We start from the raw sequence: 26,482 nt of genomic DNA, 5'->3' as shown, positions 1-26,482 counted from the left end.
GAATTCAGGCGGCCCGTTTGCGACGCGTTGTATGCTCCAGTAAGCGCTCCAATCGTTATGCTCTAAGCGCTTGCACAGCACTCAACGGATCAGGGGGAACGAGGCATGGAAGTCGGCGAGTCCGAGATCGCGGGCGATGTGACCCGCTTGCTGGGAGCCTGGCGCGAAGGCGACGACTCGGCACCCGACGCCCTGCTCAATCTGGTCTACCGCGAACTCAAAGGCATCGCCGGCCGGCGCCTCGCGCGGCTGGGCGTGCCGGTGCTGGATCCGACCGAGCTGGTCAACGAAGCGATGCTGCGCCTGCTGGGCACCAAGCTCGACGCGCAGAACCGCCAGCACTTCTTCAGCATCGCCGCGACCGCGATCCGCTTCGTGCTGGTCGACACCATCCGCCGTCAGCAAGCCGACAAGCGCGGCGGCGGCGTGATCGACGTGACGCTGTCCGGCGCCGATCAGGTTTCCGCCGCCGGCGATCAATGGCTGGAAGTGGAAGAAGCCCTGCGCGTGCTGGAAACCCAGGACCCGCGCAAGGCCCGCATCGTCGAGCTCACCTTCCTGATGGGGCTCAACCAGCAAGAGATCGCCGACGCGCTCGGCATCTCGCTGACCACGGTGGAACGCGATCTGCGCTTCGCGAAGGCGTGGTTGCGCGAACACCTGACCGCATGAACCCCAAGTTCCAGCGCATCGAGCACCTGTTCCACGAAGCCCTCAACCGCTCGAGCGAAGACCGCGAACGGTTCTTGCTGGAATCCGAATCCGACCCGGAAATACTCGCCGCCACCCGCCGGCTGCTGGCCAGCGATTCGGACGAGACCCTCGGCGATCCGGTCGGCGAGCGCCTGGTCCGGGTCGCGCGCGCCGCGCCCTCGCGCAGCATCGGTCCGTACCGGTTGCTGCGCGAACTCGGCACCGGCGGCATGGGCACGGTGTTCCTGGCCGAACGCGACGTCGAAGGCCGCGCCCAGCAAGTCGCGCTGAAGCTGCTGCGCGGCTTTCCCACCCAAGCCAGCCGCAAGCGCATGGCGCGCGAGCGGGCGATGCTGGCCGGGCTCAACCATCCCAACATCGCCCGCCACATCGACGGCGGCGAGAGCGCCGACGGCCAGCCGTATCTGGTCATGGACTACGTCGAGAGCCGGCCGCTGCCGGAATTCCTGTCGACGCAGAAGCCCTCGGTCAACGAACGCCTGAAGCTGTACCTGCGCTTGTGCGACGCGGTCCGTCACGCCCATCAGCGGCTGGTCCTGCACCGCGACATCAAGCCGTCCAACGTGATCGTGCGCGACGACGGCACCCCGGTGCTGATCGACTTCGGCGTCGGCACCTTGCTGGAAGAAGGCGAGCAGCCCAGCCACACCATCACTCGCGCGTTCACGCCGGGCTACAGCGCGCCCGAGCAATGCCGCGGCGAGTCCGAAACCACGGTCACCGACGTGTTCGGCCTGGGCGCGCTGCTGTTCGACCTGCTCACCGACCAGCGCCTGTCGGAGCACTGCAAGAACGAAGCGCCGGTGCCCGCGCCCAGCCGCATCGCCGCCGATCCGGCGCGGCGGCGCCTGCTGCGCGGCGATCTCGACCGGATCGTGGCCAAGGCCACCCAGCCCGAACCCGACCACCGTTACGGCACCGTCGCCGAACTCATCGACGACGTGCAGCGCCATCTGCAAGGCCTGCCGATCTCGGCCGCGCCGGACCGGATGCTCTACCGCCTGGACAAATGGGTACGCCGCCACCGCACCGCGGTCGCCGCCGGCACGTTGATCGCGGTCGCCGCGGGTCTGGCGGTGTGGCAGCTCAACGCCGAGCGCCAGCGCGCGCTGACGGCGGAGAAACTGTCCGAGCACGAAGCGATCAACGCCAAGGCCTCGCGCGACTTCCTCGCCTCGGTGCTGGCCGAAACCTCGCCCGAGGCGGTGCGCGGCCAACCCATCACCATCTCCACCCTGCTCGCCAACGCGGCCGAGAAGCTCGAAGCCGACCGCACCCAGGACCCGCGCACCCGCGCGGTGGCGTGGCTGACCATCGGCGAGGTCTACGCCGACATCAACGACCCGCGACCCGCGCTCGACGCGGCCGAACGCGCCGATCGATCCGCGGTCGCCGCCGGCGGCGCCGACCGCGAACTCGAAGCGCGCATCCTGCACGCGCGCAGCGCCGCGCTGATCCAGCTCGAACGCGCCGGCGAAGCGCGCGAGGCGATGCGCCGGGTCATCGCGATCCGCCAAGCGCAGGACGCCAAGCCGCTGGTGATGGCCCGCGCCTACAGCGACTACGGCACCGCGATGCTGCACGGCGCCGACTTCAAGAACGCCGAGCGCCAGCAGCGCCACGCCCTGCAGCTGCTCGACGCCAGCGGCGAAAGCGACGCCGCGCTGCGCACCGAGATCCTGCTCGGGCTGGCGCGCAGCCTGTACTACCAGAACGACATCGACAGCGCCGCGCGCGAACTCACCCGCGCCGAAACCGCCGGACGCGAGCTCGGCGCGCGCGACGGCCTGCTGTCGTACCAGCTGCACCGCATCGCGGTGCTGGTGCGCCACGCCCAGCACCGCTACGAGGACGCGCTCTCGCACGCCGAACAGGCCTCGCGTTTGGCCTACCGCGTGTACGGCATGAACAGCCGGCTCACCGCCGACATGGAGCTGTATCTGGCGATGCTGCTCGACGACGTCGGCCGCTCGCGCGCGGCGGTGCCGCATTACCAGCGTTCGCAGGAAATCGCCCGCGCGCTCGAACTCGACGACGCGATCCAGGCGCGCGACGACGTGCGTCTGGCGATGGCCTACGCCAACGTCTCCGACCACGCCCGCACCGTCGCCCTGATCGACGCCGCGCTGCCGCGCATGCCGCGGCAACCGGCGTACATGCCCTGGCTGATCAAGGCGCACTACACCCGCGGCGTGTCGCTGGCCGCGCTCGGCCGCTACGCGCAGGGGCGCGCGGATTTCGACAAGGCGCTGGAACTGTCGCGCGGCTATCAGGGCGAAGTGTTCGTCGGCCCGGCCTTCGTCCAGCTGCGCCACGCGCAAGCGCTGATCGAAGCCGGCCGCTACGAGGAAGCGCAGGCGATCCTGCCCGAAGCCGCGCCGGTGGAGCGCTATCGCGATCTCGACCCGAAGGCGCTGCTGGCGCTGCAAAGCCTGCGCGGCGCGGTCGCGCTGCAGCGCGGCGATCTGCCCGGCGCCGGCCAATACCTCGATCGCGCGCTGGCGATGGCGCAGAAGCACTATCTCGCCGGCACCTTGCCGATCGCCAAGGCCGAACTGGCCGCGGCCCAAGCCGCCGCCGCGCGCGGCGACACCGCGCAAGCGCGCGCGCTGCTCGAACGCGCCACGCCGGTGCTGCAGCAAGAGCTGACCGAACGCGCGCCCGAATTGAACGAGCTGAGCAAGCTCGAACGCAGCCTCGCCGGCGGCTACGCCGGCAACGCGCAGCAAACGCTGCGCCGCTGATCCGCATCGCCACGCCGCACGCCGCGCACGCGGCGCGGCGATGCGTGCGCGCGTCTCCGCCTTCGCGACCCGCTTGCGCCGCGCATTCAGCGCAAATGCGCACGAGTTCGCACTAACGAGCTGAACCGGTCACCTGCATGAACCGGTTTTCGCGCGCGTCTACCGCCGTGTCACGCCGCCCGCGCCTAAGTCCCGCAGGGGTTCGCGCGGGCGCAAAAAAAATTCGCGAATCGATGACGGGTTCGGCCGGCCCGCTGCGAACTCTTAAGTGTCCTGGCGATTCGAACGGCACCTCCCACCGCCGCCGACGCCGGGCTCCACCCACCAGCGCGCCCACCCGCGCTACTTCGCACCGCTCGCCACAGCCCCTGGAGCTCAACCATGCGTACCAAAACCGCACTGATCCTGTTCCTGGCGATTTCCGCCGCCGCTTCGTTCAACGCCGCCCTGGCCGCGACCATCAAGCCGGGCGACGCGCAAGTCTGCGCCCCGCCGTTCGACGGCCCCCCGTTCTGCTCGCCGCCGGACACCGGCATCAGCGGCAGCACGACCACCACGACCGGTTCGACCACGCCGTGGATTCCGCTCCCGATCGGCACCTCCGGTTCCAAGTTCAGCGCGGTTCCGCAGCGCTGACCGCGAGCGCGAGCGGCCCGGTTCGCCGGGCCGCGGCGCCGCCGCCGCGGGACGCACCGCGCGTCCCGCGCACCGTTTCTTCCTCGCCACCGCGCATCGGAATCCGGACCGCGCAAGTCCGGGCCTGGCCCTGACTTGCGCGCGCCGAGCCGGGCGCCCCGCCCGAGTTCGGCCATGGACACCCGCTCCCGCATCCGCGACACCTCCGCGCAAGACCACACCCTCGCCGCGCCCGTCGCCGCGCGCCGCCGTTCTTGGCTGGCCATGGGCGGCGCGCTCGCCGCGCTCGTCGTCGGCGCCGGCTGGGTCATCACCGGCTGGGCCGCCGGCGGCCGTTCCTTCGACGCCTCGCGCCTGCGCATCGCCGAAGTGCGGCGCGGCGATCTGGTCCGCGACCTTTCCGCCGACGGCCGCGTCATCGCCGCCAACAGCCCGACGCTGTACGCGATCGCCGCCGGCACGGTGAGCCTCAAGGTCGTCGCCGGCGACCGCGTCGCCCAAGGCCAGATCCTCGCCGTCGTCGACAGCCCCGAGCTGCTGAGCAAGCTCTCGCAAGAGCGCTCCACCCAGGCGGTGGTCGAAGCCGAAGCCAGCCGCGCCGAACTCGACAGCCGGCTCGCCCGTTCGACCGCGCGCAAGTCGCTGGATCAGGCGCAGATCGACCGCACCGCTGCGCAGCGCGATCTGGAACGCTACCAGCGCGCGTTCGACGGCGGCGCGGTGTCGCAGAACGAATTGTCCAAGGCCCGCGACGAACTCAAGAAAGCCGAGATCGGTCTGGCCGCCGCGCGCGAAGACCTGTCGCTGCAAGGCGCCGGCGCCGAGCTCGACGCGCGCAACAAGCGCCTGCTGGCCGAACGCCAGCGCACCACCGTGGCCGAGCTGCAGCGGCAGGTCGATGCGCTGACCTTGCGCGCGCCGTTCGACGGTCAAGTCGGTCAGGTGCAGGTCGCACAAGGCACCAGCGTCGCCGCCAACGGGCCGGTGCTGGGCGTGGTCGATCTGAGCAAGTTCGAGGTCGAGATCAAGGTGCCGGAAAGCTTCGCCCGCGATCTCGGCCTGGGCATGCCGGCGCAGATCGCCAGCGCCGGGCAGAACTACCCGGCCGAAGTCGCCGCGGTGTCGCCGGAAGTGGTCAACGGCGAAGTGGTCGCGCGCCTGCGCTTCGCCCCGGGCAAGCAGCCGCCGAGCCTGCGCCAAAACCAGCGCCTGAGCGCGCGCATCGTGCTCGATACCCGTCGCGACGTGCTGACCCTGGAACGCGGCCCGTTCGTCGAACAGGACGGCGGCCGCTACGCCTACGTGGTCGACGGCGACCGCGCGCTGCGCCGGCCGATCGCGCTGGGCGCCAGCAGCCTGGGCGCGGTCGAAGTGCGCTCCGGCCTCCAGCCCGGCGAGCGCGTGGTCGTCTCCGGCACCGATCTGTTCGCCGGCGCCGACAGCGTCCGCATCGCCGGCCAATGAACGCCGCGCTCCCATCCCCATCCGCGCGCGTCGCCGCCAGCGGCGAGCGCCCCCGCACCGGAGGTTCACCCATGTTGCACATGCACGCCGTCTCCAAGGCCTTCCGCACCGAACTGGTCGAGACCCACGCCCTGCGCGCGTTCGACCTGCACGTGGCCGAAGGCGAATTCGTCGCCGTGACCGGCCCCTCGGGTTCGGGCAAGACCACCTTCCTCAACATCGCCGGCCTGCTGGAAAGCTTCAGCGACGGCCGCTACGAACTCGACGGCGAGGACGTGCGCGGGCTCGGCGACGACGCCCGCTCGCGCCTGCGCAATCAGAAGATCGGCTTCGTGTTCCAGAGCTTCAATCTGATTCCCGACCTCAACCTGTTCGACAACTGCGACGTGCCGCTGCGCTATCGCCGTTTGCCCGCCGCCGAACGCAAGCAACGCATCGAAGAAGCGCTGGGCGCGGTCGGCCTGGGCTCGCGCCTGCGCCACTTCCCGGCGCAGCTCTCCGGCGGCCAGCAACAGCGCGTGGCCATCGCCCGCGCCATCGCCGGCCGCCCGCGCCTGCTGCTCGCCGACGAACCCACCGGCAATCTGGATACGCAGATGGCGCGCGGGGTGATGGATCTGCTCGAAGAGATCAACGCCCAAGGCACCACCATCGTCATGGTCACCCACGATCCGGCGATGTCGGCGCGCGCGCACCGCACCGTGCGCATCGTCGACGGCCGCGTGTCGGACGGTTCGGCCGAGGTCGATGCCGACACCGACGCCGCGCCGCGCGCCGAAGCGCCGCCGCGCGCGCCGGCCCCGCTGCGCATCGTCGCCGGCGCCTGAGGAGACCGCCATGTTCGCCTATTCCCTGCGCATGGCCGTGCACAGCCTCAAGCGCAACCGAGCGCTGACCGCGCTGATGGTGCTGGCGCTGGCGCTCGGCATCGGCGCCTGCATGACCACGCTGACCGTGTTCCGCATCCTGTCCGGCGATCCGCTGCCCGGCCGCAGCCAGAATCTCTACTACGTCCAGCTCGACGCCGGCTCGCTCGACGGCTACGCGCCCGGGCGCGAGCCGCAGACGATGCTGACCCGCTACGACGCGCAAGCCCTGCTGCGCGAAGCGCGCGCCGACCGACAAGCGCTGATGACCGCCGGCCGCGTCAGCATCCAGCCCGAGCGGTCCGGCCTGCACAGCTTCCTCAGCAACGCCCGCTACGCCAGCGCCGACTTCTTCCCGATGTTCGACGCGCCGCTGCGCTACGGCCGCGCCTGGAGCGCCGGCGAGGACGCGCAGCGCGCGCGGGTGGCGGTGATCTCGGCCCAACTCAACGACAAGCTGTTCGGCGGCGCCGACAGCGTCGGCCGCGGGCTGATCCTCGACGGCCACAGCTTCCGCATCGTCGGCGTGCTGGCGCCGTGGCGGCCGGTGCCGAAGTTCTACGACCTCAGCGGCGACCAGTTCGGCGAACCCGAGCAGGTGCTGCTGCCGTTCTCGACCTCGCGCGACCTGTCGCTGGCGCTCAACGGCAACTCGGTGTGCTGGGGCGATACCGGCGGCGACCCGGAAGGCCGCGCCGCGCTCAACGCGCCGTGCGTGTATCTGCAGTACTGGGCGCAACTCGACACGCCCGAGCGCGCGCAGGCGTACCAGCGCTACCTCGACGATTATTCCGCTCAGCAGCACGCCGCCGGCCGTTTCCCGCGCCCCGGCAACGTGCGCCTGCGCGACGTCAACGAATGGCTGCAGTTCAACCAGGTCGTGCCGAGCGACGTGCGCCTGCAAGCGTGGCTGGCGCTGGGCTTCCTGCTGGCCTGTCTGGTCAACACCGTCGGCTTGCTGCTGGCCAAGTTCCTGCGCCGCGGCGGCGAGATCGGCCTGCGCCGCGCGCTCGGCGCCTCGCGCCGGCAGATCTTCCTGCACTGCCTGGCCGAAGTCGGCGTGATCGGTCTGGCCGGCGGCGCGCTCGGCTTGCTGCTGACCCTGCTCGGCCTGTGGCTGGTGCGCCAGCAACCCGAGCGTTACGCCCAGTTGGCCGAACTCGACGTCGGCATGCTCGCGGCGACCTTCGCGCTGGCGCTGATCGCGAGCCTGCTGGCCGGGGTGTTGCCGGCGTGGCGGGCGATGCAGGTCGCTCCGGCCATCCAGCTCAAGACCCAATGACCGCGCGCGCCGCTCCCACCGGCTACAGGACTCCCGTCATGGACATGCGTCCCATCGTTTCCACCTTGTTCCGCCACAAGACCACGACCGCGCTGATCGTGCTGCAGATCGCGCTGTGCTGCGCGATCGTGTGCAACGTGCTGTTCCTGATCGGCCAACGGCTGGAGCGCATGCAGCGCCCCAGCGGCGTGGACGAGTCGCGCATCGTGACCGTGCAGATCGCCGGCGGCGCACCGGGCAGCGACGCGGCCGCGATCGGCCGCAGCGACGAAGCCGCGCTGCGCGAGGTGCCGGGCGTGAGCGCGGCCGCCGCGACCACGCTGGTGCCGTTCGGCAACGGCGCCTGGAACAACGGCCTCAGCCTCAGCGCCGATCAGCCGCAGCCCAACCTCAGCGCTTCGACCTACATGGGCGGCGAGCAGTTGTTCGACGCGCTCGGCCTCAAGCTGGTCGCCGGCCGGCGCTTCCTGCCCGAGGAGTTCGTCGATTGGGACCCGTCCGGCCAAAGCGCCTCGAAGCAAGACGCGCAGCCCGCGGCGATCCCGGCCGCGATCCTGACCCGCGCGGTCGCGCAGCGCTTGTTCCCGGACGGCGAAGCGGTCGGCAAGACCGTCTACGCGCTCGACAAGACCCCGCTGCGCGTGGTCGGCGTGGTCGAACGGCTGGCGCGCAGCCGCGACAACAACGATCCGGCCGCCTACGACTACGCGATGCTGCTGCCGGCCAAGCTCGCCTACACCGGCATCGCCAAGTACGTGCTCAAGGTCGACGATCCCTCGCAGCGCCAGCGCGCCATCGACGCCGCCGCGGCCGCGCTGCTGCGGATCGATCCCAGCCGGGTGGTGATCGAGGAGAACAGCAAGACGCTGCAGCAGCTGCGCGAGGACTACTACCAGCAAGACCGCGCCATGTCGCTGCTGCTCGGCGCGGTGTGCGCGGGGCTGCTGGTGGTGACCGCGCTGGGCATCGTCGGCTTGGCCAGCTTCTGGGTGCAGCAACGCACCCGCCAGATCGGCGTGCGCCGCGCGCTCGGCGCGACCCGGCGGCAGATCCTGCGCTACTTCCAGACCGAGAATTTCCTGCTCACCAGCGCCGGCATCGGCCTGGGCATGCTGCTGGCCTACGCGCTCAACCTCGGACTGATGAGCGCCTACGAACTGCCGCGGCTGCCGCTGGCGTATCTGCCGTTCGGCGCGCTGTGCCTGTGGTCGCTGGGTCAGGCCGCGGTGCTGTGGCCGGCGCGGCGCGCGGCCAGCGTGCCGCCGGCCTTGGCCACGCGCGCGGCCTGAGCGGCGCTTCCAGGACGGCGGCGCGCGCGGCGCCCACGGGGGAGCGCTTAGAGCGCGTCGCCGTCCATCTCGCCGGTGCGGATGCGCACCGCGCGTTCCAGATCCCAGACGAAGATCTTGCCGTCGCCGATCTTGCCGGTGCCGGCGGCCTTCATGATCGCCTCGACCACGGTATCGACCTGATCGTCGGTCACCGCCACTTCCAGCTTGATCTTGGGCAGGAAGTCGACCACGTACTCGGCGCCGCGATACAGCTCGGTGTGGCCCTTCTGGCGGCCGAAGCCCTTGACCTCGGTCGCGGTGATGCCGGCCACGCCGGCTTCGGCCAGCGCTTCGCGCACGTCGTCGAGCTTGAACGGCTTGATCACCGCCATGACCATCTTCATTCGCCTGTCTCCCGCCGGTGGCGCGGCGCCGGCGGCGACCGGCGCGTTGCGATTGGCGCGCAGGATAACGCGCCGGCGCGCCGCGACCTAGCCGCGCGCAGCGCGACGGCGGTCGCGCCGTCGGTCGGGCGGCGTTCACATCGCCTGCGCGGCGAGCGTCGGAGGATGGCAACGGCGCATGAAGCGCGCGGCGAATCGCCCGACCGGACGCTTGCCGCGCGCGTCGGCGCCGTGATGTAGTGACCGCGTCATCCACTTCGGACTTTTCCGACAGCGCGCCCCGGCCCCGGCCGACGGCGTCGCACCGGTCCGGCGGTCAAGCTGACCCCAATACCGGAGGAGTTTCACCTACATGATCGACCTGAACTACATCGACGACCTCGCCCGCCGCCTCAGCACCCTGGTTCCGTCCGGCGTGCGCGAAGGCCGCGAGGAAATGCAGCAGAACTTCAAGTCCGTGCTGCAGACCGGCTTGTCCAAGCTCGACCTGGTCACCCGCGAGGAATTCGAGGTGCAGCGCGCGGTGCTGCTGCGCACCCGCGAAAAGCTCGAAGAACTGCAGCGCACCGTGGCCGAGCTCGAATCCCGGCTCGACGACGCCTCCGCTCCCCAGCACTGAGTCCCCCGCCATGAACCTGGCGCTCGTGCACAGCCGTGCGCGAACGGGGGTGCGCGCGCCGGCGGTACGGGTCGAGGTGCATTTGGGCGGCGGCCTGCCGTGCATGAACCTCGTCGGCCTGCCCGAAGCCGCGGTGCGCGAAGCCAAGGACCGGGTGCGCGCGGCGATCCAGTCGGCGCAATACGAATTCCCGCAGCGGCGCATCACCGTCAACCTCGCGCCCGCCGATCTGCCCAAGGACGGCGGCCGCTACGATCTGGCCATCGCGCTCGGCATCCTCGCCGCCAGCGGGCAGCTGCCGCTGCAAGCCTTCGCCGATTGCGAATTCCTCGGCGAACTCGGCCTTACCGGCGAGTTGCGCGCGATCGACGGCGTGCTGCCGGCGGCGCTGGCCGCGGCCGAGGCCGGACGCCGCCTGATCGTGCCGGCCGGCAACGGCGCCGAAGCGGCGCTGGCGAGCCGGGTCGAGGCGCGCACCGCGCGCACGCTGTCGGAAGTCTGCGCGATGCTGTGCGAACGCGCGTCGCTGCCGCGCGCGGTGGCTCCGCCGCTGGCGCGCGCGCCCGAGCTGGACATGCGCGACGTGCGCGGCCAGACCCAGGCGCGGCGCGCGCTGGAGATCGCCGCGGCCGGCGGTCATCACCTGCTGCTGATCGGCCCGCCCGGCTGCGGCAAGACCTTGCTCGCCTCGCGCCTGCCCGGCCTGTTGCCCGAAGCCAGCGAAGACGAAGCGCTGGAAACCGCCGCCATCGCCTCGGTCGGCGGCGGCGGCCACGGCCGCGCCTTGGATCCCGCGCGCTGGCGCCAACGGCCGTTCCGCGCGCCGCACCACACCGCCAGCGCGGTCGCCCTGGTCGGCGGCGGCGCCGATCCGCGTCCGGGCGAGATCTCGCTCGCGCATCACGGCGTGCTGTTTCTCGACGAGTTGCCCGAATGGGAACGGCGCGCGCTGGAAGTGCTGCGCGAACCCTTGGAATCCGGCGTCGTCACGGTCTCGCGCGCGGCGCGCAGCGCGGAGTTTCCGGCGCGCTTCCAGTTGGTCGCGGCGATGAATCCATGCCCCTGCGGCTGGGCCGGCGACAGCAGCGCGCGTTGCCGCTGCACCCAGGACATCGTCCGCCGCTATCGCGCGCGCATCTCCGGCCCCTTGCTCGACCGCATCGACCTGCACATCGAAGTGCCGCGCCTGCCGCCCTCGGCGCTGCGGCCCGATCAGCCCGAAGGCGAATCCAGCGCGGCGATCCGCGCGCGCGTCGCCGCAGCGCGCCAGCGCCAGCACGCGCGCAGCGGCAAGACCAACGCGCGCCTGGATCAGGCCGAGACCGCGCAGCACTGCCGGCTCGGCGAACGCGATCAGGCCTTGCTCGAACGCGCGGTCGAAGGGCTGCAATTGTCGGCGCGGTCGATGCACCGGATCCTGCGCGTGGCGCGCACCATCGCCGACCTCGCGGGCAGCGAAGCCATCGCCACCGCGCATCTGAGCGAAGCCATCGGTTACCGGCGCGCGGACCGCGACAGCGCGACGCGGGCGGCGTGACGGTGCGTTCGCGAGCGCGGCGAAACGAACGAAGAACGGCGCGGACCGGCTCGGAACGCCCGATGAGGACGTGCTAGAACGCTCCGCACCACCGTTTGGAATTCGGCGATGAACGACTCCGACGCCGCGCCCTTGCGCGCATACAGCTACAAGGCCGCGCTCGACGCGGGATTGGCGCCCGAACGTTACGACTGGAAGAGCGTTCCCGAGGGCCTCTGGCGGGCGCGGCTGGACTTCAAGATATGGTCCGACAGGACCGCGGCCGGGCATCTGGTCTGTTACTTCACGCGCCTCGACGACGGACAGCTCTATCGCCTTTCCGCCTATCGGCCGGCGCGCGACGTCGAACGGCGATACACGGCCAAGGACGGCGCCATCGATTTTTCCTCTCCGGACACGGCCGGCGAAACGTTTCTGATTGTCGTGGGCCGCAACAGCAAGGGAAACCTCGCTTGGCTGAGCGCTCAGCGAGCGGCCGATTAGCGTCCGGCGCAGCGACGCGCCCCTGCGCCGAAAATGACAAGAATCACTGGTCGCCAACCGCGGAACAGAGCGTTTTTCGGCTCGCCCGCGTCGGGACGACGAACGGGCGATTTCGGCCGGCGACGCCCGCCGCCGTGGGCTATAGTCGCCCCGCGGACCCGGCCACGGCAGGCGACGGCCCGCCGGCCGCGAACGCGCGGCGCCACCGAGACCCGCGGCATGTCCGAGTTCACCGTCCATAGCCTGCTCAAGACGCCGACCGTGACGGTCCGCGACGTCTATTGCCGCGGCGAGTGCAAGCACCGCAGCGCCGAGGAATGCGCCGCCGCGACCCATCTGGTGTTCCCGTACCGCGGCGTCTACGTGCGCCATGTCGGCGAGCAGGCGACCGTGGCCGAGGCCAGCCAGGTGCTGTTCTTCAATGCCGGCGAAGGCTACCGGGTCAGCCATCCGATCGAAGGCGGCGACGCCAGCCTGTCGGTGTCGGTGGCCGAGCCGATGCTGCGCGAGATGGCGCCCAAGACGCTGCTGCGCGAAGGCGAGGAGCTGTCGTTCCGGCAACCGCGCCTGCGCATCGATCCGCGCGCGCAGTCGCTGGCGATGCTGCTGCGCCACAGTCTGCGCCAGGGCATCGCCGAACCTTTGGAAGCCGAGAGTCTGGCGCTGACCTTGGTCCAGCGCGCGCTCGGCCCGCGCACCGCGCACGCGGCCGGCGCCAGCGTCGGACAGCAGCGGCTGGTCGAGCGGGCCAAGCTGGTCTTGGTCAGCGACCTGTCGCGGCGTTGGACCTTGGCCGAGATCGCCGCCGAAGTCGGGGTCTCGCCGGTCTACCTCACCCAAGTGTTCCAGCGCGTCGAAGGGCTGCCGCTGTACCGCTATCAATTGCGGCTGCGGCTGGCGCGGGCCTTGGATCTGCTCGGCGAATACGAGGATCTGAGCGCGCTGAGCCAGGACCTCGGGTTCTCCAGCCACAGCCATTTCAGCGCGGCGTTCCAGCAGACCTACGGGCGTTCGCCGTCGGAGTTCCGGCAGTCGGCGCTGCATCGCTAGACGCCGCCATGGGCCGCCGGGCGTAGGAGCGGCGTAAGCCGCGATGGCCCGAAGCGGCGAACGGCCGCGCACGCTTCCGGAGCTCGTTCTATCGCGGCCGTTCCTTAGGTTCATGAGGCCACGAGCCAGGGTCCGCAGGGCCGCGCTCCGGTCCCATTCGCTCGCGAACGCCGCTCCTACAGGCAGCCCGGGCGAGGCCCCGGGCGCTCGGGAGCGAGATCGCTAAATTTTCTGACAGCGCCCGCCCCGCCCCCGGTGGCCTACTGTGCCTGCCCGATCCCGGGCGCCTTTCGGAGAATTCCCATGAGCGAGAAGACCTGTGCGGCTTGCGACTATCCGCTCGACGAAAACGCCTTCCAGGTGAAGATCGGCGGCAAGACCGTCGAGGTGTGCTGCGAGGAGTGCGCGCAGAAGCTCGACGCGGCCTACGTCTCGGCGCAGTCGCCCGACCGCAACTGACCGTTCCGCGAAACGCATGCAGCGCCGCCTGGAAAACGCGACGAGCCGCGCCTAAGTCGCCGGTGTGGGAAACAAGACCGCGCGCCGCCGCATCCGGTGGAGGCGCGGGCCGGCGACACGATACGAACCGCGGCGTTCGCGCCGTACACCGACAACGCACGCCTCAGGCGGCGCTCACGCGCCGTCGCGGGCTTCTGCACGCCCGCGACGGCGCTGCGCACTTTTACGGAGTTCCACATGAATCGCAGAAGTTTCTTGTTGGGCGGCGCCGGCCTGATCGCGGCCGGCAGCCTGGGCGCCATCGTTCACGCCGCCGCGCGCACCTCCGGCGCGGACGGTGCGGTCGTCGGCGCGAACCTCGACATCGGCGCCGCCGAGTTCCACGCCAGCCGCAAGTTCGCGCGCACCGCGTTCGGCGACATCGCGTACGTCGAACGCGGCGAAGGCCCGGCGGCGCTGTTCCTGCACGGCTTCCCGCTCAACAACTATCAGTGGCGCGGCGCGTTGCCGCGGCTGGCGCCGTACCGCCGCTGCATCGCGCCGGATTGGCTGGGCCTGGGCTACACCAAGGTCGCCGAAGGCCAAGCGGTGGACCCGGACGCGCAGGTCGGCATGATCCTGGCGTTGATGGATCAGCTCGGCATCGACAGCGCCGATCTGGTCGCCAACGACAGCGGCGGCGCGATCGCGCAGCTGCTGCTGACCCGCCATCCCGAACGCGTGCGCACCGTGCTGCTGACCAACTGCGACACCGAATTCGACAACCCGCCGCCGAAGCTGGTGCCGGTGATCGAGCTGTCCAAGAAAGGCCGCTTCGTCGACGAATGGTTGCTGCCGTGGTGGCAGGACAAGTCGCTGGCGCGTTCGCCGCAGGGATTCGGCGGCATGTGCTACGCCGATCCCTCGCACCCGGACGACGACGCCATCGACATGTACTTCGGCCCGTTGATCTCGACCGACAAGCGCAAGGCGCTGACCCACGCCTATGCGATGGGCCTGGAACGCAACGTGCTCGAAGGCATCGGCGCCCAGCTCGGCGCGAGCCGCGCGCCGGCGCGGGTGCTGTGGGGCATGGCCGACGACATCTTCGACAGCAAGCAGGCGCAGCCGCTGGCCGACGCCTTCGGTCAGTCGCGCGGGCTGCGCAAGCTCGACGGGCTCAAGCTGTTCTGGCCGGAAGAGCGGCCGGACGTGATCGCCGAGGAAGCGCAGCGGCTGTGGGCGGCGTGGACGCCGCAGCGGGTGCGTTGAAGCCGGCGCGTCGAGAGGCGCACGCTGAAACGGACGCACCGGAATAGGCGCGTTGTTCGGTGGCGTCGAGCTCGATTGCGTTGCACGCAACGCGGTTGGAACGCGCGAGCCGAAGAATGCGCGGATCGAAATCCGGTCGCGCGCCCGTCCGCCATGCGGTGGGCGCGCGATGCGCCGCGATCAGTCGCGCTCGTTGCCGCGATCGAGCAGATCCAAGGCCTGCCGCGCCAATTCGCGGGTCAACTCGAACGCGCCCAACGCGTGCGCGCGCCGCGCCTGCCCCGACCACAGCGACATGAAGCCGTCGTCGCCGGCGGCTTCGGCCTTACCGCGCAACGGCGCCAACGCGGCGCCCGCGCCCGGAAACGCCGGCGCCAGCGGCGACAACGGCCCGACTTCGCGCATGACCCGGTTGACCACGCCGCGCGCGGGCCGGCCGCTGAAGAGATTGGTCAGCGCGGTGTCGTCGCCCTCGCCCGCTTCCAGCGCGCGCCGGTGCAGCGGCGAGATCGTCGCCTCGGGGCAGAACAGATACGCGGTGCCGACCTGCACCGCCGCCGCGCCGAGCGCGAACGCCGCGGCGACGCCGCGGCCGTCGAAGATGCCGCCCGCCGCGATCACCGGCAGCGTCACCGCGTCGGCGATGCGCGGCAGCAACGCGAACAGGCCGGCTTGGCGCGACACGTCCTCGCCGTCGAGAAACACGCCGCGATGGCCGCCGGCTTCGTTGCCCTGGGCGACGATCGCATCGCAGCCGCGCTGCTCCAGCCAACGCGCTTCGGCGACGGTGGTGGCCGAGGCGATCGCGCGCGCGCCGCTGGCGCGCACGCGGTCGAGCAAGGCCGGCTCGGGCAAGCCGAAATGGAAACTCACTGCCTGCGGGCGCAGTTCTTCGACCAAGGCGCACCACGCCTCGTCGAACGGCGCGCGCGACGCGGCGGCGACGGCCGCGTCGGGATCGAGGCCGAACTCCAGGTAATACGGCCGCAAGCGCTCGCGCCACGCCGCCTCGCGCGCCGGATCGGCCGCGGCCGGGCGATGGCAAAAGAAATTGAGATTGACCGGCGCATCGACCGCGGCGCGGAACTGCGCCACTTGCTCGCGCGCTTGCTGCGGCGCGAGCATCGCGCACGGCAGCGAGCCCAGCGCGCCGGCGCGCGCGGCGGCGATGGCCAGTTCGGCCTTCTGCGCGCCGGCCATCGGCGCCTGCACGATCGGCAAGGCGATGCCGAACAAGTCCTGGATACGGCGGTCGGGCCACATGCGTGCGCGCTCCGTGGAGGATGCGCGCAGCATGCCACCGGCCGCGCGCGGCGTGTTGCCCGGTTGTGGCGGCGCCACGCCGCGAGCGTGCGCGCGCGCTCAGTCCCGCGGCCAGACCGCGCCGGCGGGGTCGAATTCGGAGGTGCGCATGCGCTCGCCGCGCCAGCCGAAGCCGCACACCGCGAGCGGGCCTTCGGCGAGCGGGTCGAGGCCGAAGCCGCGTTCGATGTCGATCTCGTTGATAGCCGAGGTCACGAACGCGCCGAGGCCGAGTTCGGTGGCGCTGAGGTACAGCGTCTGCGACAAGTGCCCGCTGTCGAGCAACAACGCGCGATAGGCCTTGGCGTGGCGGCGGTATTTCCAGAAGCTGCGCTCGTAGCGCGGCGTCAGCACCGCCATCGCGTGCGCGTCGGCGAACCAATGCTGTCCGGCCACCGCCTGCGCGGCGAATTCGGCCAGCGGCGTCGCCGGCGCGGGCAGCGGCTCCAGCGCGTGTTCGACCGGATGGTAGTGATACAGCCCGGGCGCCACGCCTTCCACGTTCTGCACGATCAGATAGGCCTCGGTCGCATGCAGGCCGCCGCCGGAGGGCGTGTGCTTCTTGAGGAACACGGTGTCGTCGCTGATCCGCACCTGCGACTGCGCGGCGAACACGCGCTGCAGCATGCGCGCGAACGATGCGTAAGGCAGCGCGCGGCCGGCGTCGAAGTTGCGGCAGGTGGCGCGGCGCGCGAGCAGCGCTTCGAACTCGCCGTCCGGCAGCCGCGGCAGCGGCAGGCGCGCGTCGGCCGGCGCGCGCTCGATCGCGTGCGGCGGCGGCGCGCCGAGGCGGCGGCGGATCTCGGCGGCCGTGGTCAGCTCGTTCTCGTCCATCGCCGCGGCGCTGTCCATGCCCTGCCAGCGCGCCAGCCGGTGGGCGAGCGCGGCCGGCGGCCACCAGTGCGCGGCGCGCACGGCTTCGTCGCGTTCGCGGTGGCCGGCGTGGGCCTCGTCGTCGCCGATCAGCAGGCCGGCGTGCAGCAGCGCGGCGAAGGCCTGCGGCGCCGGTTCGCTGGCCGTCTCGGCCGGCCGCCATTCGTGCGCGCCGATCGCGCCGAGCAGTTCGCGCTGGTCGGCGTCGATCTCCACCTCGGCGTCCAGGTGCGGCGCCAGCGCCAGCCACTGGCGCTCGCTGTGCAGGCCGTTGCCGCCTTGCAGCAGCGAGTTCAGGTCGAACGACAGGGTTTCGCGAGGTTCGACGAATACGATGGAGCAGCGGCGGATGCGCATGGCGGCGGCGGGCCTCGGACGGCGGGAGCGATGGCGCGGCCGACCGCAACCGGCCGGCGCGGCGGCCGCGGCTAGAATAGGCGATGGATGCCGCGCCGGCTCGCACAGGCCGCGCGGGGTCCCGGCGTCGGGCCGACCCGACTTTGCTGAACGACGCGTGTGACCTGTAGCCGCGGGTTGTCGCGTTGTCTCAGCTGGACCGGGGCGGCCGCGTTCGACGCCGCTTTACGCCCGCAAGGGCACTCACGGGGGAACTGGGGAACTACCTATGGCTACGAAAAAACCGGGCGGCGGACATACGCCTTTGGATCCGAAGGTCGCCGACAAGCTGTTGGAGCTGTTGAGCACCGATAACGATTTCCGCGCGCGCTTCGAGAAAGACCCGACCACGGCGGTGGAATCGCTCGGCCACGCCGTGCCCGAGGGCGTGCAGCTCTCGTGCATGGACACCACGATGATGGCGAGCAAGGAAGAGATCGCCGCCGCGCGCGAGACGATCAAGGAATTCCTGACTTCGGCGGCCGCTTACAACAATCCTCACTGCTTCGAAGCCGGCCAGACCGGCCCGGCCGTCGACGACAAGTAAGCCGGCGGCGCATTGGCGGCCCAGGCGGCGACGTACGCCTGGGCTTCCTTGTCCGCTTCGGCCGTGCGGCCCAGCGCCTTGAGCGCCTGCGCCGCGCGCAGCCGCGCCACCCGGGTGTCGGCGACGTTCAAGGCTTGCAGCGACTGGCCGCCGGCCAGTTCGATATAGGCCAAGCCGCGGTGAGCGGCCAGCCAGCGCGCCTGCTCCAGCGCTTTGTCGGCATCGCCGGCGGCCTCGTAGGCCTGCATCAGCGCGGCGCGGGTCTGGAACAGTTCGTGGCCGTTGAGCAAGGCGCTGAGCCGGCGCGCCGCCGCCTCGGGCTTGCCGTCCAGCCGCTCCTGTCCGGCCAGCACGATCTCGCGCATCTCCGCCAGCTTCGATGTCGCCCATAGGCCCTGACGGTCCTTCAGCGTGTCGAGCACGCTGCGCGCCAGCGTCGCATCGTCCTGGCGCTGGGCCAGATAGGCGCTGGCCAAGGCCAGATAGACGTAATCGGATTCGTCGTAACCCGCGCCGTTCGAGGCCGCCAGCGCATTGCGCGCGGTGGCGCCGAGCAGTTCGCGCGCGCGCGCGCGCTCGCCGTTGAGCGCGACCACGCTGGCCTCGGTCACCGCCAGCACGTTCTTGAGCAGGTCGTTGCCTTCCACCGGCCGCTTGGCCGCCGCCTCGATGTAGCGCTGCGCTTCGCGCCAGCGGCCTTGATCGAGCAGCAATGCGGTCTTGTCCAGATCGCGTACCGAGGCATAGCCCTTGCGCGCGCCGCCGCCGTCGAGCCGGCGCGAGGCGTCGTCGAGCGCGCCCTGCGCGGCGGAGACGTTGGCGCGCCGGCGCGTGGCGTCGGCGATGTCGAGCTTGAGCGCCTGATCGAACGCGGCCCGCGCGGCGCCGTAATGTTCCTGGCCCAGTTCGCTGCGGCCGAGATGGTCGTAGCCGTGGCCGCGCAGCGGGTTCTGCGGCACGGTAATGCGCTGGGCGTAGACCTTGGCCTCGCCGAAGCGGCTTTCCTGCATCAGCGCGAAGGCGTAGTTGGCGGCGCCGGCGAAATAGTCCGGGTACAGGTCGGCCAACAGCTTCCACTTGCCCGCGGCCTGCTGGCCGCCGGCGAATTCGGCCGCCCACGCGTCCAGGTACAGCGCGTCGCGCGGCGGCAAGCGGTCGCGGTGTTCCTGCGCCTGGGCCAGGAACGGCTTGGCGTGGGTGGCGTCGACCCGCGCCACCGCGGTGCGCACGCCGCCGAGGTAGGCCAGGGCGAAGTTCGGGTCCAGGGCGGTGGCGCGCTGATAGAAGTTGGCCGCGTCCTCGTAGCGCCCGGCGCCGAAGGCCTTCTGGCCCAGGGCGTAGGCGCGCAGCGCATCGAGGTTGGAGGTGGCGACTTTCGGCAGCGGCTCGGAATCGCGCTCGATCGACTTCATCGCCTCGCCGAGCTTTTCGCGCAGCGCCGCGGTGACGTTGTCGATGGAGGCGAGCGTGGATTCCTTGCCGGCGCCGTCGGCCGACTCGGCGTAGACCGTGGTCTGGGTATGCGGATCGATGACCTCGGCGCTGACCCGCACGCGGCCGCCGACTTCGGCCACGGTCGGCAGGATCACCGCGCGGGCGCCGTCGCGCAGGGCGATTTCCGAGGCGATGGCGCGGTCGAGCACGGTGTCGTTCTTGCGCTGCATGCGTTCGAGCGTGTCGCGCGCCTTGAGGTCGCTGAGCACGTTGACGTAGCGCGACTGCTCCAGGCTGATGCGGAAAGCCTGTTCCAGCGAATCGTCGAGCACGCTCTGGCCGGTAAGGTTGCGCAGGTCGCCGATCACCACCCAATCGCGCTGGCCGAAGGCGATCGCCGGCTGCGGCCGGGTCGCGAACCAGACGCCGCCGCCGACCATCGCCAGCAGCGCGACTTCGGCCACCAACGCCGCCGGCCGCCGCCACAGCGGGATGTCGCGCCAAGCCTTGGGCCCGTTCGGCGGCGCGCGCAGCGGAGCGATGCCGGGCTCGCCGACTTCGTAGATTTCCTGCGGCTCGGGCACGCCCTTGAAACGCCAGCGCCCGTGCGATTTCCACAGCAGCTGTTGGCCGCGTTCGCCGAGCTCGCGCGCGGCGCGGTGCGCCAGCGGCTCGGCCACCGCCGACAGCAGGATCTGGCCGGGGCGCGCGGTCGCCATCAGGCGGCCGGCCATCGGCTTGGCGAGCCCTTCGACTTCCACCGGCTTGGCGCCGACGCGCACGGCCTCGTCGCTGTTGCGCCAGGTCAGCACTTCGCCGACATGCAAGCCGGCGCGCGCCTTGAGCTCGAACTTGCGCGCCGCGCCGATCTCGCGCAGGCCGCGGGCGTAATCCAGAGCGAAACCGAGGCCGTCGATGGGCCGCTCGAACAACAGCAGCAAGCCGTCGGAGCGGTCGATCAAGCGCCCGCGCCAGCGCTGCTGCAGCGCCAGCACCAGACGGTCGTGTTCGCGGAACAGCTCCGCCGCCGGGCCGTCGCCGATGCGCTCGACCAAGGTCGTGGAATCGCACAGGTCGGTCAGCAGCAGCGTTCGCAGCTGCGGGCCGTCGGCATCGGGGCGGTGGGCGTCGTTCATCGCGGCATCCTTGTCCACGCCGATCAAACGGCGCTCAGTTCGGCATCCTGCCAATGCACGCGGTTGCCGCCCAAGCGCTTGGCTTGATAGAGCGCGGCGTCGGCTTGCGCGTACCAGTCGTTCCAATCGCGTTTCGAGCTGACCAAACAGGCGCCGACGCTGACCGGACAAATCGTCGGCGGCGACTGCGGAATCAGCAGCAGCCCGTGCACGGTGTGGACGATGAAGTCGGCGAAGCGCATCACGTCCTGACGGGTGCGCGCGGCCACCAACAAACAGAACTCGTCGCCGCCGAGGCGGCAGGCGATGTCCTCGGTGCCGGCCACCGAGCGCAGGATGTTGGCCACGCTCTGCAGCACGCGGTCGCCGGCCAGATGGCCGTGTTCGTCGTTGACTTGCTTGAAGCGGTCGCAATCGATCAGCACCAGCCCCAAGGTCTCGGCCAGCCCGGCGGCGCGCGCTTCCTGCAGATGCAAGGTCAGGCCGCGGCGGTTGTAGAGGCCGGTGAGGTCGTCGGTGCGCACCAGCTCTTCGGTCTGATTGAGCTGGTGGGTGGTGGCGTAGAGGCTGTCGAGCGCGGCTTCCAGATCCTGGTTGCGGCGGCGCAGGCGGCGGATCAGGCTTTGTTCGTTGAGCACCACGCGCATGATCGCGCGGCGCAAGAAATACGAAACCAAGGACGGGTCGCGATCGACCAAGCGCTGGAATTCTTCATGGCGCAGTTCCACCAGCAAACCATCGGTGGCGGCGATGGCGTCGGCGCTGCGGGCGTGGTCGCCGATCAGCAGGCCGAGTTCGCCGAAGAATTCGCGCACGCCCAGGCGCTTGGTGACCAGGTCGTCGCCGAAGTCGAGCACGATCGCGCCGCGCGCGATCACGAACATGGTGGTGCCCAGTTCGCCGCGGCGGAACAGCACCTGTCCGGCCTCGACCCGACGCGGGCGGCCGATCTCGGCGAACAGTTCGAATTCGCCGGGCGTCAGCACCGCCATCGCCACGTCCGTCGGCGCCGCGGTCGCTGTCGAATTGTCGGTGTCGCGGCCCACCGAAGGCGCCGCCATATCGCGATTCATCCCGATCTCCCCGCGCCCCACTTCCCCTGTGGAACTTTGACGGCAGGATAGCACCTGAGTCTGAGCAACTAACGCCGCCAGGGGGCAGGAACGGCCACGCTCAGCCGCGCCCTATCGCACATCTCCCCCTGTTCGGCCGCGAGTGTAATCCCGCTGTTCGCGCCGGGGCGCGACGGCGGCGTTGCAGCGGCGCAACAGGTGCGCGACGCAGACCCGGTCGCATTCATATCGGCCCCGGCATGGCCTTCGGCACTGCTCGGCCCGGGCCCGATGCTGTTCATACTCGACCCCGACCTGTCACGGAAACGGAGAACCGCCCATGCCCGCACGTCCGCACCGCCGCCCGCGCCTGTCGCCCGCGGCGCTCGCTCTGGCCCTGCTCGCCGCCCTGCCCGCCGCCCCGGCGCTCGCCGCCGACGCGGCGTCGGCCGACACCGCGCTGATCCCGCGCTCGGCCCTGTTCGGCAACCCCGAACGCAGCGCCGCCGCGCTCAGCCCCGACGGCCGCTACCTGAGCTGGCTGGCGCCGGTGAAGGGCGTCATGAACGTGTGGGTGGCGCCGGTGGACGACCCGGCCCAGGCGCGCGCGGTCACCGACGACGCCGCGCGCGGCATCCGCAACTACACCTGGAGCTACCGCAGCGGGACGCTGCTGTATACGCGCGACAGCGGCGGCGACGAGAACTTCCATCTCTACGCGGTCGACGTGGCCAAGCCCGGCGCGGCGCGCGACCTCACCGCCTATCCCAAGACCCGCGCCAATCTGGTCCGCCTCGCCCACCGCCACCCCGACCGCATCCTGGTCGGCATGAACGACCGCGACGCGAAGTGGCACGACTTGTACGAAGTCGACCTCGCCAGCGGCCAGCGCAAGTTGGTCTTGCGCAACAGCGAGCGCTTCTCCGGCTATCTCGCCGACGGCGATCTGAAGGTCGGCCGCGCCACCCGCGCGCGCGAGGACGGCGGCGGCGAATTGCTCGCCGCCGACGGCCAGGGCGGCTGGAAGGTGGTCGACACGATTCCCTTCGAGGACAGCCAGACCACCGAGTACGACGGCTACACCGACGACGGCCGCACCTTGTACATGACCGACTCGCGCGGCCGCGACACCGCGGCGCTGTACGCGCTCGACGCCGACGGCAAGAAGACCTTGTTGCTGGAAGACGCGCGCGCCGATGTCGGCCGTTCGCTCGCCGATCCGTCCAGCGACCGCATCCAGGCCGCGTCGGTCTATTACCTGCGGCAACAGTGGAAAGCCTTGGATCCGGCGATCGGCAAGGACCTGCAATGGCTGCAGCGAAAGCTCGGCGACGGCGACGTGTCGGTGGATTCGCGCAGCCTCGACGACAAGACCTGGGTGGTCTCCTACGGCGCCGCCGAAGCGCCGGGCACCACCTACGTGTATCGCCGTGGCGGCGCCGAGCCGACGCTGACCCGCTTGTTCTCCACCCGCCCGGCGCTGGACGGCCAGCCCTTGGTGCCGATGTGGCCGGTCGAGATCCCCTCGCGCGACGGCAAGACCTTGGTCAGCTACCTCAGCCTGCCCAAGAACGCCGACGCCGACCGCGACGGCAACCCCGACCGCCCGGTGCCGCTGGTGCTGTTCGTCCACGGCGGCCCGTGGGCGCGCGACTACTACGGCTACCACGCCTACGCGCAGTGGCTGGCCAACCGCGGCTACGCCTCGCTGCGGGTGAATTACCGCGGCTCCACCGGCTTCGGCAAGAACTTCATCAACGCCGGCGACGGCGAATGGGCCGGCAAGATGCACGACGACCTGATCGACGCCGCGCAGTGGGCGGTGAAACAGGGCGTGAGTACGAAGGAGAACGTCGCGATCATGGGCGGCAGCTACGGCGGCTACGCCACGCTGGTCGGCCTGACCTTCACCCCCGACGCGTTCAAGTGCGGCGTCGATATCGTCGGCCCGTCCAACCTGGAAACCCTGCTCAAGACCATCCCGCCCTACTGGGCCAGCATCTTCGAACAGTTCGCCCGGCGCATGGGCGACCCGCGCACCGAAGCCGGCCGCAAGCAACTGGCCGAACGCTCGCCGATCACCCGGGTCGACCAGATCGACAAACCGCTGCTGATCGGCCAGGGCGCCAACGACCCGCGCGTCAATCAAGCCGAGAGCGACCAGATCGTCGAGGCGATGCGCAAGAAGAACATCCCGGTCACCTACGTGCTGTTCCCCGACGAAGGCCACGGCTTCGCCCGCCCGGAGAACTCGATGGCGTTCACCGCGGTGGCCGAGGGTTTCCTCGCCCAGTGCCTGGGCGGACGCGCGCAGCCGATCGGTGCGGACTTCAAGGGTTCCAGCATCACCGTGCCGGCGGGCGCCGAAGGGGTGCAGGGGTTGGAGGCGGCGTTGAAGACGCACACGCAGGAAGTGAAGAAGTAAGCGAGCCGCGCGCGCCGTCGCCCTCCTGGGCGGCGGCCTACGGCGCCGGCGTCGGCGGGCACGCAAGGCGCCGCGTCCGCTATCGGCGCCACGATCCGATGCGGTTCGTCATGCCGCGCAAACAAACCGCTTCCACCACCCCCACGATCCGCGCCCCACGCGGTTACGCCACGTTGCTGGACGAGATCAAACAACGCGTCGGCCAGGCCCGGCTCAGGGCCTCGCTGTCGGTCAACCGCGAGTTGATCGTGCTGTACTGGAGCATAGGGCGCGACATCCTCGCCCGGCAGGAGCGCGAGGGCTGGGGCGCCAAGACCATCGACCGGCTCGCCGCCGACCTGAGCCGCGCGTTCCCCGAAATGACCGGCTTTTCGGCGCGAAACCTCAAATATATGCGCAGTTTCGCCGAGGCCTGGCCGGACGCGGCAATTGTGCAACAGGTTGTTGCACAATTGCCCTGGGGCAACAATCTGCGTCTGATCGAAGCGGTCAAATCCGCCGAAGAGCGCGAATGGTACGCGCGCCAGGCGATCGAGCACGGCTGGGGCCGTACCGTCTTGCTGCACCAGATCGATAGCGGTTTGTATGCCCGCCAAGGCAAGGCGCTGACCAATTTTTCGCGCACGCTGCCGACGCGGCAGTCCGAACTCGCGCAGCAGATCGTCAAAGACCCTTACAGTTTCGATTTCCTCTCGCTCGGCCCCCAAGCCCAAGAGCGCGATCTCGAACGCGGACTGATCGACCACCTGCGTTCGCTGATCATGGAACTGGGCAAGGGTTTCGCCTTCGTCGGCAATCAATACCCCCTGGACATCGGCGGCCAGGATTACTTCCTCGACCTGCTGTTCTATCACCTGCACCTACGCTGCTTCGTGGTCTTCGAGCTGAAGATGGAGGAGTTCAAGCCCGAGTTCGCCGGCAAGATGAACTTCTACCTTTCCGCCATCGACGACACGCTTCGGCATGCCGACGACCAGCCGACCATCGGCATCGTGCTGTGCAAGAGCCGCAACCGCATCGTGGTCGAATACGCGCTGCGCGACTCGCTCAAGCCCGTGGGTGTGGCCGAGTACAAACTCTCCGCTGCCCTGCCGGCGCGACTGCGCAAGGCCTTGCCGACCGCGGCCGACCTCAAGCGGCTGCGCGACAACGCCTGAAAACGACGAAGGGCCCCGCGGGGCCCTTCGTGTCGAACCTTACGCCGCGCGCTTCAGGCCGCGACCTTCTTCGACTCGTGGAACTGTTCCTCCTCGGTCGACCCCTTCAACGCCACGGTCGAGGACTGCCCGCCCTGGATCGTCTGGGTCACCGCGTCGAAGTAGCCGGTGCCGACTTCGCGCTGGTGCTTGACCGCGGTGAAGCCCTTTTCGGCGGCGGCGAACTCGGCTTCCTGCAACTCCACGAACGCGCTCATCTGGCGGCGCGCGTAGCCGTGGGCGAGGTTGAACATGCCGTAGTTGAGGCTGTGGAAACCGGCCAGGGTGATGAACTGGAACTTGTAACCGTAGGACGCGATTTCCTTCTGGAACTTGGCGATGGTCGCGTCGTCCAGGTTCTTCTTCCAGTTGAAGCTCGGCGAGCAGTTGTAGGCCAGCAGCTTGCCCGGGAACTTGGCATGGATGGCTTCGGCGAACTTGCGCGCGAATTCCAGGTCGGGCTTGCCGGTTTCGCACCACACCAGATCGGCGTAAGGCGCGTAGGCGAGGCCGCGGCTGATCGCTTGGTCGAGGCCGTTGCGGGTCTTGTAGAAACCTTCGACGGTGCGCTCGCCGGTGGCGAAGGGCTGGTCGTTCGGGTCGACGTCGCTGGTCAGCAGGTCGGCGGCTTCGGCGTCGGTGCGCGCGACGATCAAGGTCGGCACGCCCATGACGTCGGCGGCCAGACGCGCGGCGACGAGCTTTTCCACCGCCTCGCGGGTCGGCACCAGCACCTTGCCGCCCATGTGGCCGCACTTCTTCACCGAAGCCAGCTGATCCTCGAAGTGCACGCCCGAGGCGCCGGCCTCGATCATGCCCTTCATCAGCTCGAACGCGTTGAGCACGCCGCCGAAACCGGCCTCGGCGTCGGCGACGATGGGCTGCAGGAAGTCGATGTCGCCGGTGCCTTCGGCGCACTGGATCTGATCGGCGCGCAGCAGCGTGTTGTTGATCCGGCGCACGACCTGCGGCACCGAGTTGGCCGGATACAGCGACTGGTCGGGGTACATCTCGCCGGCGATGTTGGCGTCGGCGGCGACCTGCCAGCCCGACAGATAGATCGCCTTCAAGCCGGCCTTGACCTGCTGCATGGCCTGATTGCCGGTCAGCGCGCCGAGCGCGTTGACGAAGTCCTCGGTGTGCAGCGACGTCCACAGCTTGTTGGCGCCGAGCTTGGCGATGGAATGTTCGACCGGCACGGTGCCGCGCAGGCGCACCACGTCCTCGGCGGAGTACGGGCGGGTGATGCCGTTCCAGCGCGGGTCGGTGGCCCATTCGTGGCGCAGTTGGTCGGCGGTCGGCAGCGGGTGGCTCATGACATCGATTCCTTGCGTGTGGGTC

General features: G+C 70.3%; 22 protein-coding genes. 16 read left to right on the top strand and 6 right to left on the bottom strand.

The annotated features are described in order from the left end of the window. Positions 1-105: 105 nt before the first annotated feature. The 7 genes from J5226_RS06055 to J5226_RS06025 all read left to right on the top strand — a co-directional run bounded on the left by J5226_RS06055 (position 106) and on the right by J5226_RS06025 (position 8,995). Complete coding sequence (locus J5226_RS06055; RefSeq protein WP_215838949.1) at positions 106-672, top strand: ECF-type sigma factor; 567 nt, start codon at positions 106-108, stop codon at positions 670-672. Beyond that, positions 669-3,458, top strand: coding sequence for a protein kinase (locus J5226_RS06050; RefSeq protein WP_215838948.1), 2,790 nt, complete (start codon positions 669-671; stop codon positions 3,456-3,458). The genes J5226_RS06055 and J5226_RS06050 overlap by 4 nt, the downstream gene beginning before the upstream one ends. Positions 3,459-3,839: 381 nt before the next feature. After that, positions 3,840-4,094 (top strand): hypothetical protein, encoded by a 255-nt coding sequence (locus J5226_RS06045; protein ID WP_215838947.1) that lies wholly within the window; start codon positions 3,840-3,842, stop codon positions 4,092-4,094. A gap of 174 nt (positions 4,095-4,268) precedes the next feature. Further along, on the top strand, positions 4,269-5,558 hold the full coding sequence (locus J5226_RS06040) for an efflux RND transporter periplasmic adaptor subunit (protein ID WP_215838946.1): 1,290 nt from the start codon (positions 4,269-4,271) through the stop codon (positions 5,556-5,558). A 71-nt stretch (positions 5,559-5,629) separates the two neighbouring features. Beyond that, the gene (locus tag J5226_RS06035; protein WP_215838945.1) at positions 5,630-6,385 is read left to right on the top strand and encodes an ABC transporter ATP-binding protein; all 756 of its coding nucleotides are present in this window, start codon (positions 5,630-5,632) and stop codon (positions 6,383-6,385) included. A 10-nt stretch (positions 6,386-6,395) separates the two neighbouring features. Next, complete coding sequence (locus tag J5226_RS06030; protein WP_215838944.1) at positions 6,396-7,706, top strand: ABC transporter permease; 1,311 nt, start codon at positions 6,396-6,398, stop codon at positions 7,704-7,706. A 38-nt stretch (positions 7,707-7,744) separates the two neighbouring features. Further along, on the top strand, positions 7,745-8,995 hold the full coding sequence (locus J5226_RS06025) for an ABC transporter permease (RefSeq protein WP_215838943.1): 1,251 nt from the start codon (positions 7,745-7,747) through the stop codon (positions 8,993-8,995). A gap of 47 nt (positions 8,996-9,042) precedes the next feature. On the opposite strand, the gene J5226_RS06020 is transcribed toward J5226_RS06025, so the two are convergent. Beyond that, complete coding sequence (locus J5226_RS06020) at positions 9,043-9,381, bottom strand: P-II family nitrogen regulator (protein WP_031371341.1); 339 nt, start codon at positions 9,379-9,381, stop codon at positions 9,043-9,045. Between the two features lie 352 nt (positions 9,382-9,733). Here J5226_RS06020 and J5226_RS06015 point away from each other — a divergent pair, with 352 nt between their 5' ends. The 6 genes from J5226_RS06015 (at position 9,734) to J5226_RS05990 (ending at position 14,780) form a co-directional block, all read left to right on the top strand. After that, positions 9,734-10,000: an accessory factor UbiK family protein gene (locus J5226_RS06015; protein ID WP_215838942.1), complete on the top strand. Its 267-nt coding sequence runs from the start codon at positions 9,734-9,736 to the stop codon at positions 9,998-10,000. Between the two features lie 10 nt (positions 10,001-10,010). Next, entirely contained in the window at positions 10,011-11,537 is a 1,527-nt protein-coding gene (locus J5226_RS06010) for a YifB family Mg chelatase-like AAA ATPase (RefSeq protein WP_215838941.1), read from the top strand. Between the two features lie 108 nt (positions 11,538-11,645). Further along, positions 11,646-12,020 carry a hypothetical protein gene (locus tag J5226_RS06005; protein ID WP_215838940.1) on the top strand — a complete coding sequence of 125 codons (375 nt, stop codon included), beginning with the start codon at positions 11,646-11,648 and terminating at the stop codon, positions 12,018-12,020. 219 nt (positions 12,021-12,239) lie between these two features. Next, positions 12,240-13,070: an AraC family transcriptional regulator gene (locus J5226_RS06000; RefSeq protein ID WP_215838939.1), complete on the top strand. Its 831-nt coding sequence runs from the start codon at positions 12,240-12,242 to the stop codon at positions 13,068-13,070. Positions 13,071-13,373: 303 nt separating this feature from the next. Further along, the gene (locus J5226_RS05995) at positions 13,374-13,529 is read left to right on the top strand and encodes a hypothetical protein (protein ID WP_215838938.1); all 156 of its coding nucleotides are present in this window, start codon (positions 13,374-13,376) and stop codon (positions 13,527-13,529) included. Positions 13,530-13,766: 237 nt separating this feature from the next. Further along, on the top strand, positions 13,767-14,780 hold the full coding sequence (locus J5226_RS05990; RefSeq protein WP_215838937.1) for an alpha/beta hydrolase: 1,014 nt from the start codon (positions 13,767-13,769) through the stop codon (positions 14,778-14,780). 180 nt (positions 14,781-14,960) lie between these two features. Here the strand turns inward: J5226_RS05990 and J5226_RS05985 are convergent, their stop codons facing one another. Together J5226_RS05985 and J5226_RS05980 are read right to left on the bottom strand one after the other, a co-directional pair. Beyond that, on the bottom strand, positions 14,961-16,043 hold the full coding sequence (locus tag J5226_RS05985; RefSeq protein ID WP_215838936.1) for a nitronate monooxygenase: 1,083 nt from the start codon (positions 16,041-16,043) through the stop codon (positions 14,961-14,963). A 99-nt stretch (positions 16,044-16,142) separates the two neighbouring features. Then, complete coding sequence (locus J5226_RS05980) at positions 16,143-17,312, bottom strand: putative peptide maturation dehydrogenase (protein ID WP_215838935.1); 1,170 nt, start codon at positions 17,310-17,312, stop codon at positions 16,143-16,145. 268 nt (positions 17,313-17,580) lie between these two features. Between J5226_RS05980 and J5226_RS05975 the strand changes: the two genes are divergently transcribed. Then, the gene (locus tag J5226_RS05975; RefSeq protein WP_215838934.1) at positions 17,581-17,898 is read left to right on the top strand and encodes an NHLP-related RiPP peptide; all 318 of its coding nucleotides are present in this window, start codon (positions 17,581-17,583) and stop codon (positions 17,896-17,898) included. On the opposite strand, the gene J5226_RS05970 is transcribed toward J5226_RS05975, so the two are convergent. Together J5226_RS05970 and J5226_RS05965 are read right to left on the bottom strand one after the other, a co-directional pair. Then, positions 17,850-20,468 carry a putative peptide modification system cyclase gene (locus J5226_RS05970; protein WP_215838933.1) on the bottom strand — a complete coding sequence of 873 codons (2,619 nt, stop codon included), beginning with the start codon at positions 20,466-20,468 and terminating at the stop codon, positions 17,850-17,852. The genes J5226_RS05975 and J5226_RS05970 overlap by 49 nt on opposite strands. Positions 20,469-20,491: 23 nt before the next feature. Next, the gene (locus J5226_RS05965; RefSeq protein WP_255323088.1) at positions 20,492-21,460 is read right to left on the bottom strand and encodes a GGDEF domain-containing protein; all 969 of its coding nucleotides are present in this window, start codon (positions 21,458-21,460) and stop codon (positions 20,492-20,494) included. Positions 21,461-21,860: 400 nt separating this feature from the next. On the opposite strand from J5226_RS05965, the gene J5226_RS05960 reads away from it, so the two are divergent. Together J5226_RS05960 and J5226_RS05955 are read left to right on the top strand one after the other, a co-directional pair. Further along, positions 21,861-23,945, top strand: a complete 2,085-nt coding sequence (locus J5226_RS05960) for a S9 family peptidase (RefSeq protein WP_215838931.1) — start codon at positions 21,861-21,863, stop codon at positions 23,943-23,945. 110 nt (positions 23,946-24,055) lie between these two features. Continuing rightward, positions 24,056-25,102 carry a PDDEXK nuclease domain-containing protein gene (locus tag J5226_RS05955; RefSeq protein WP_215838930.1) on the top strand — a complete coding sequence of 349 codons (1,047 nt, stop codon included), beginning with the start codon at positions 24,056-24,058 and terminating at the stop codon, positions 25,100-25,102. A gap of 53 nt (positions 25,103-25,155) precedes the next feature. On the opposite strand, the gene aceA is transcribed toward J5226_RS05955, so the two are convergent. Then, positions 25,156-26,457: an isocitrate lyase gene (gene aceA / locus J5226_RS05950; protein ID WP_215838929.1), complete on the bottom strand. Its 1,302-nt coding sequence runs from the start codon at positions 26,455-26,457 to the stop codon at positions 25,156-25,158. Between the last annotated feature and the right edge of the window lie 25 nt (positions 26,458-26,482).

This window comes from Lysobacter sp. K5869, assembly GCF_018847975.1.
In the GTDB taxonomy this organism is placed as follows: domain Bacteria; phylum Pseudomonadota; class Gammaproteobacteria; order Xanthomonadales; family Xanthomonadaceae; genus Lysobacter.
The sequence above is the reverse complement of the archived record's forward strand: the minus strand, read 5'-3'. Positions and strand labels throughout refer to the sequence as shown.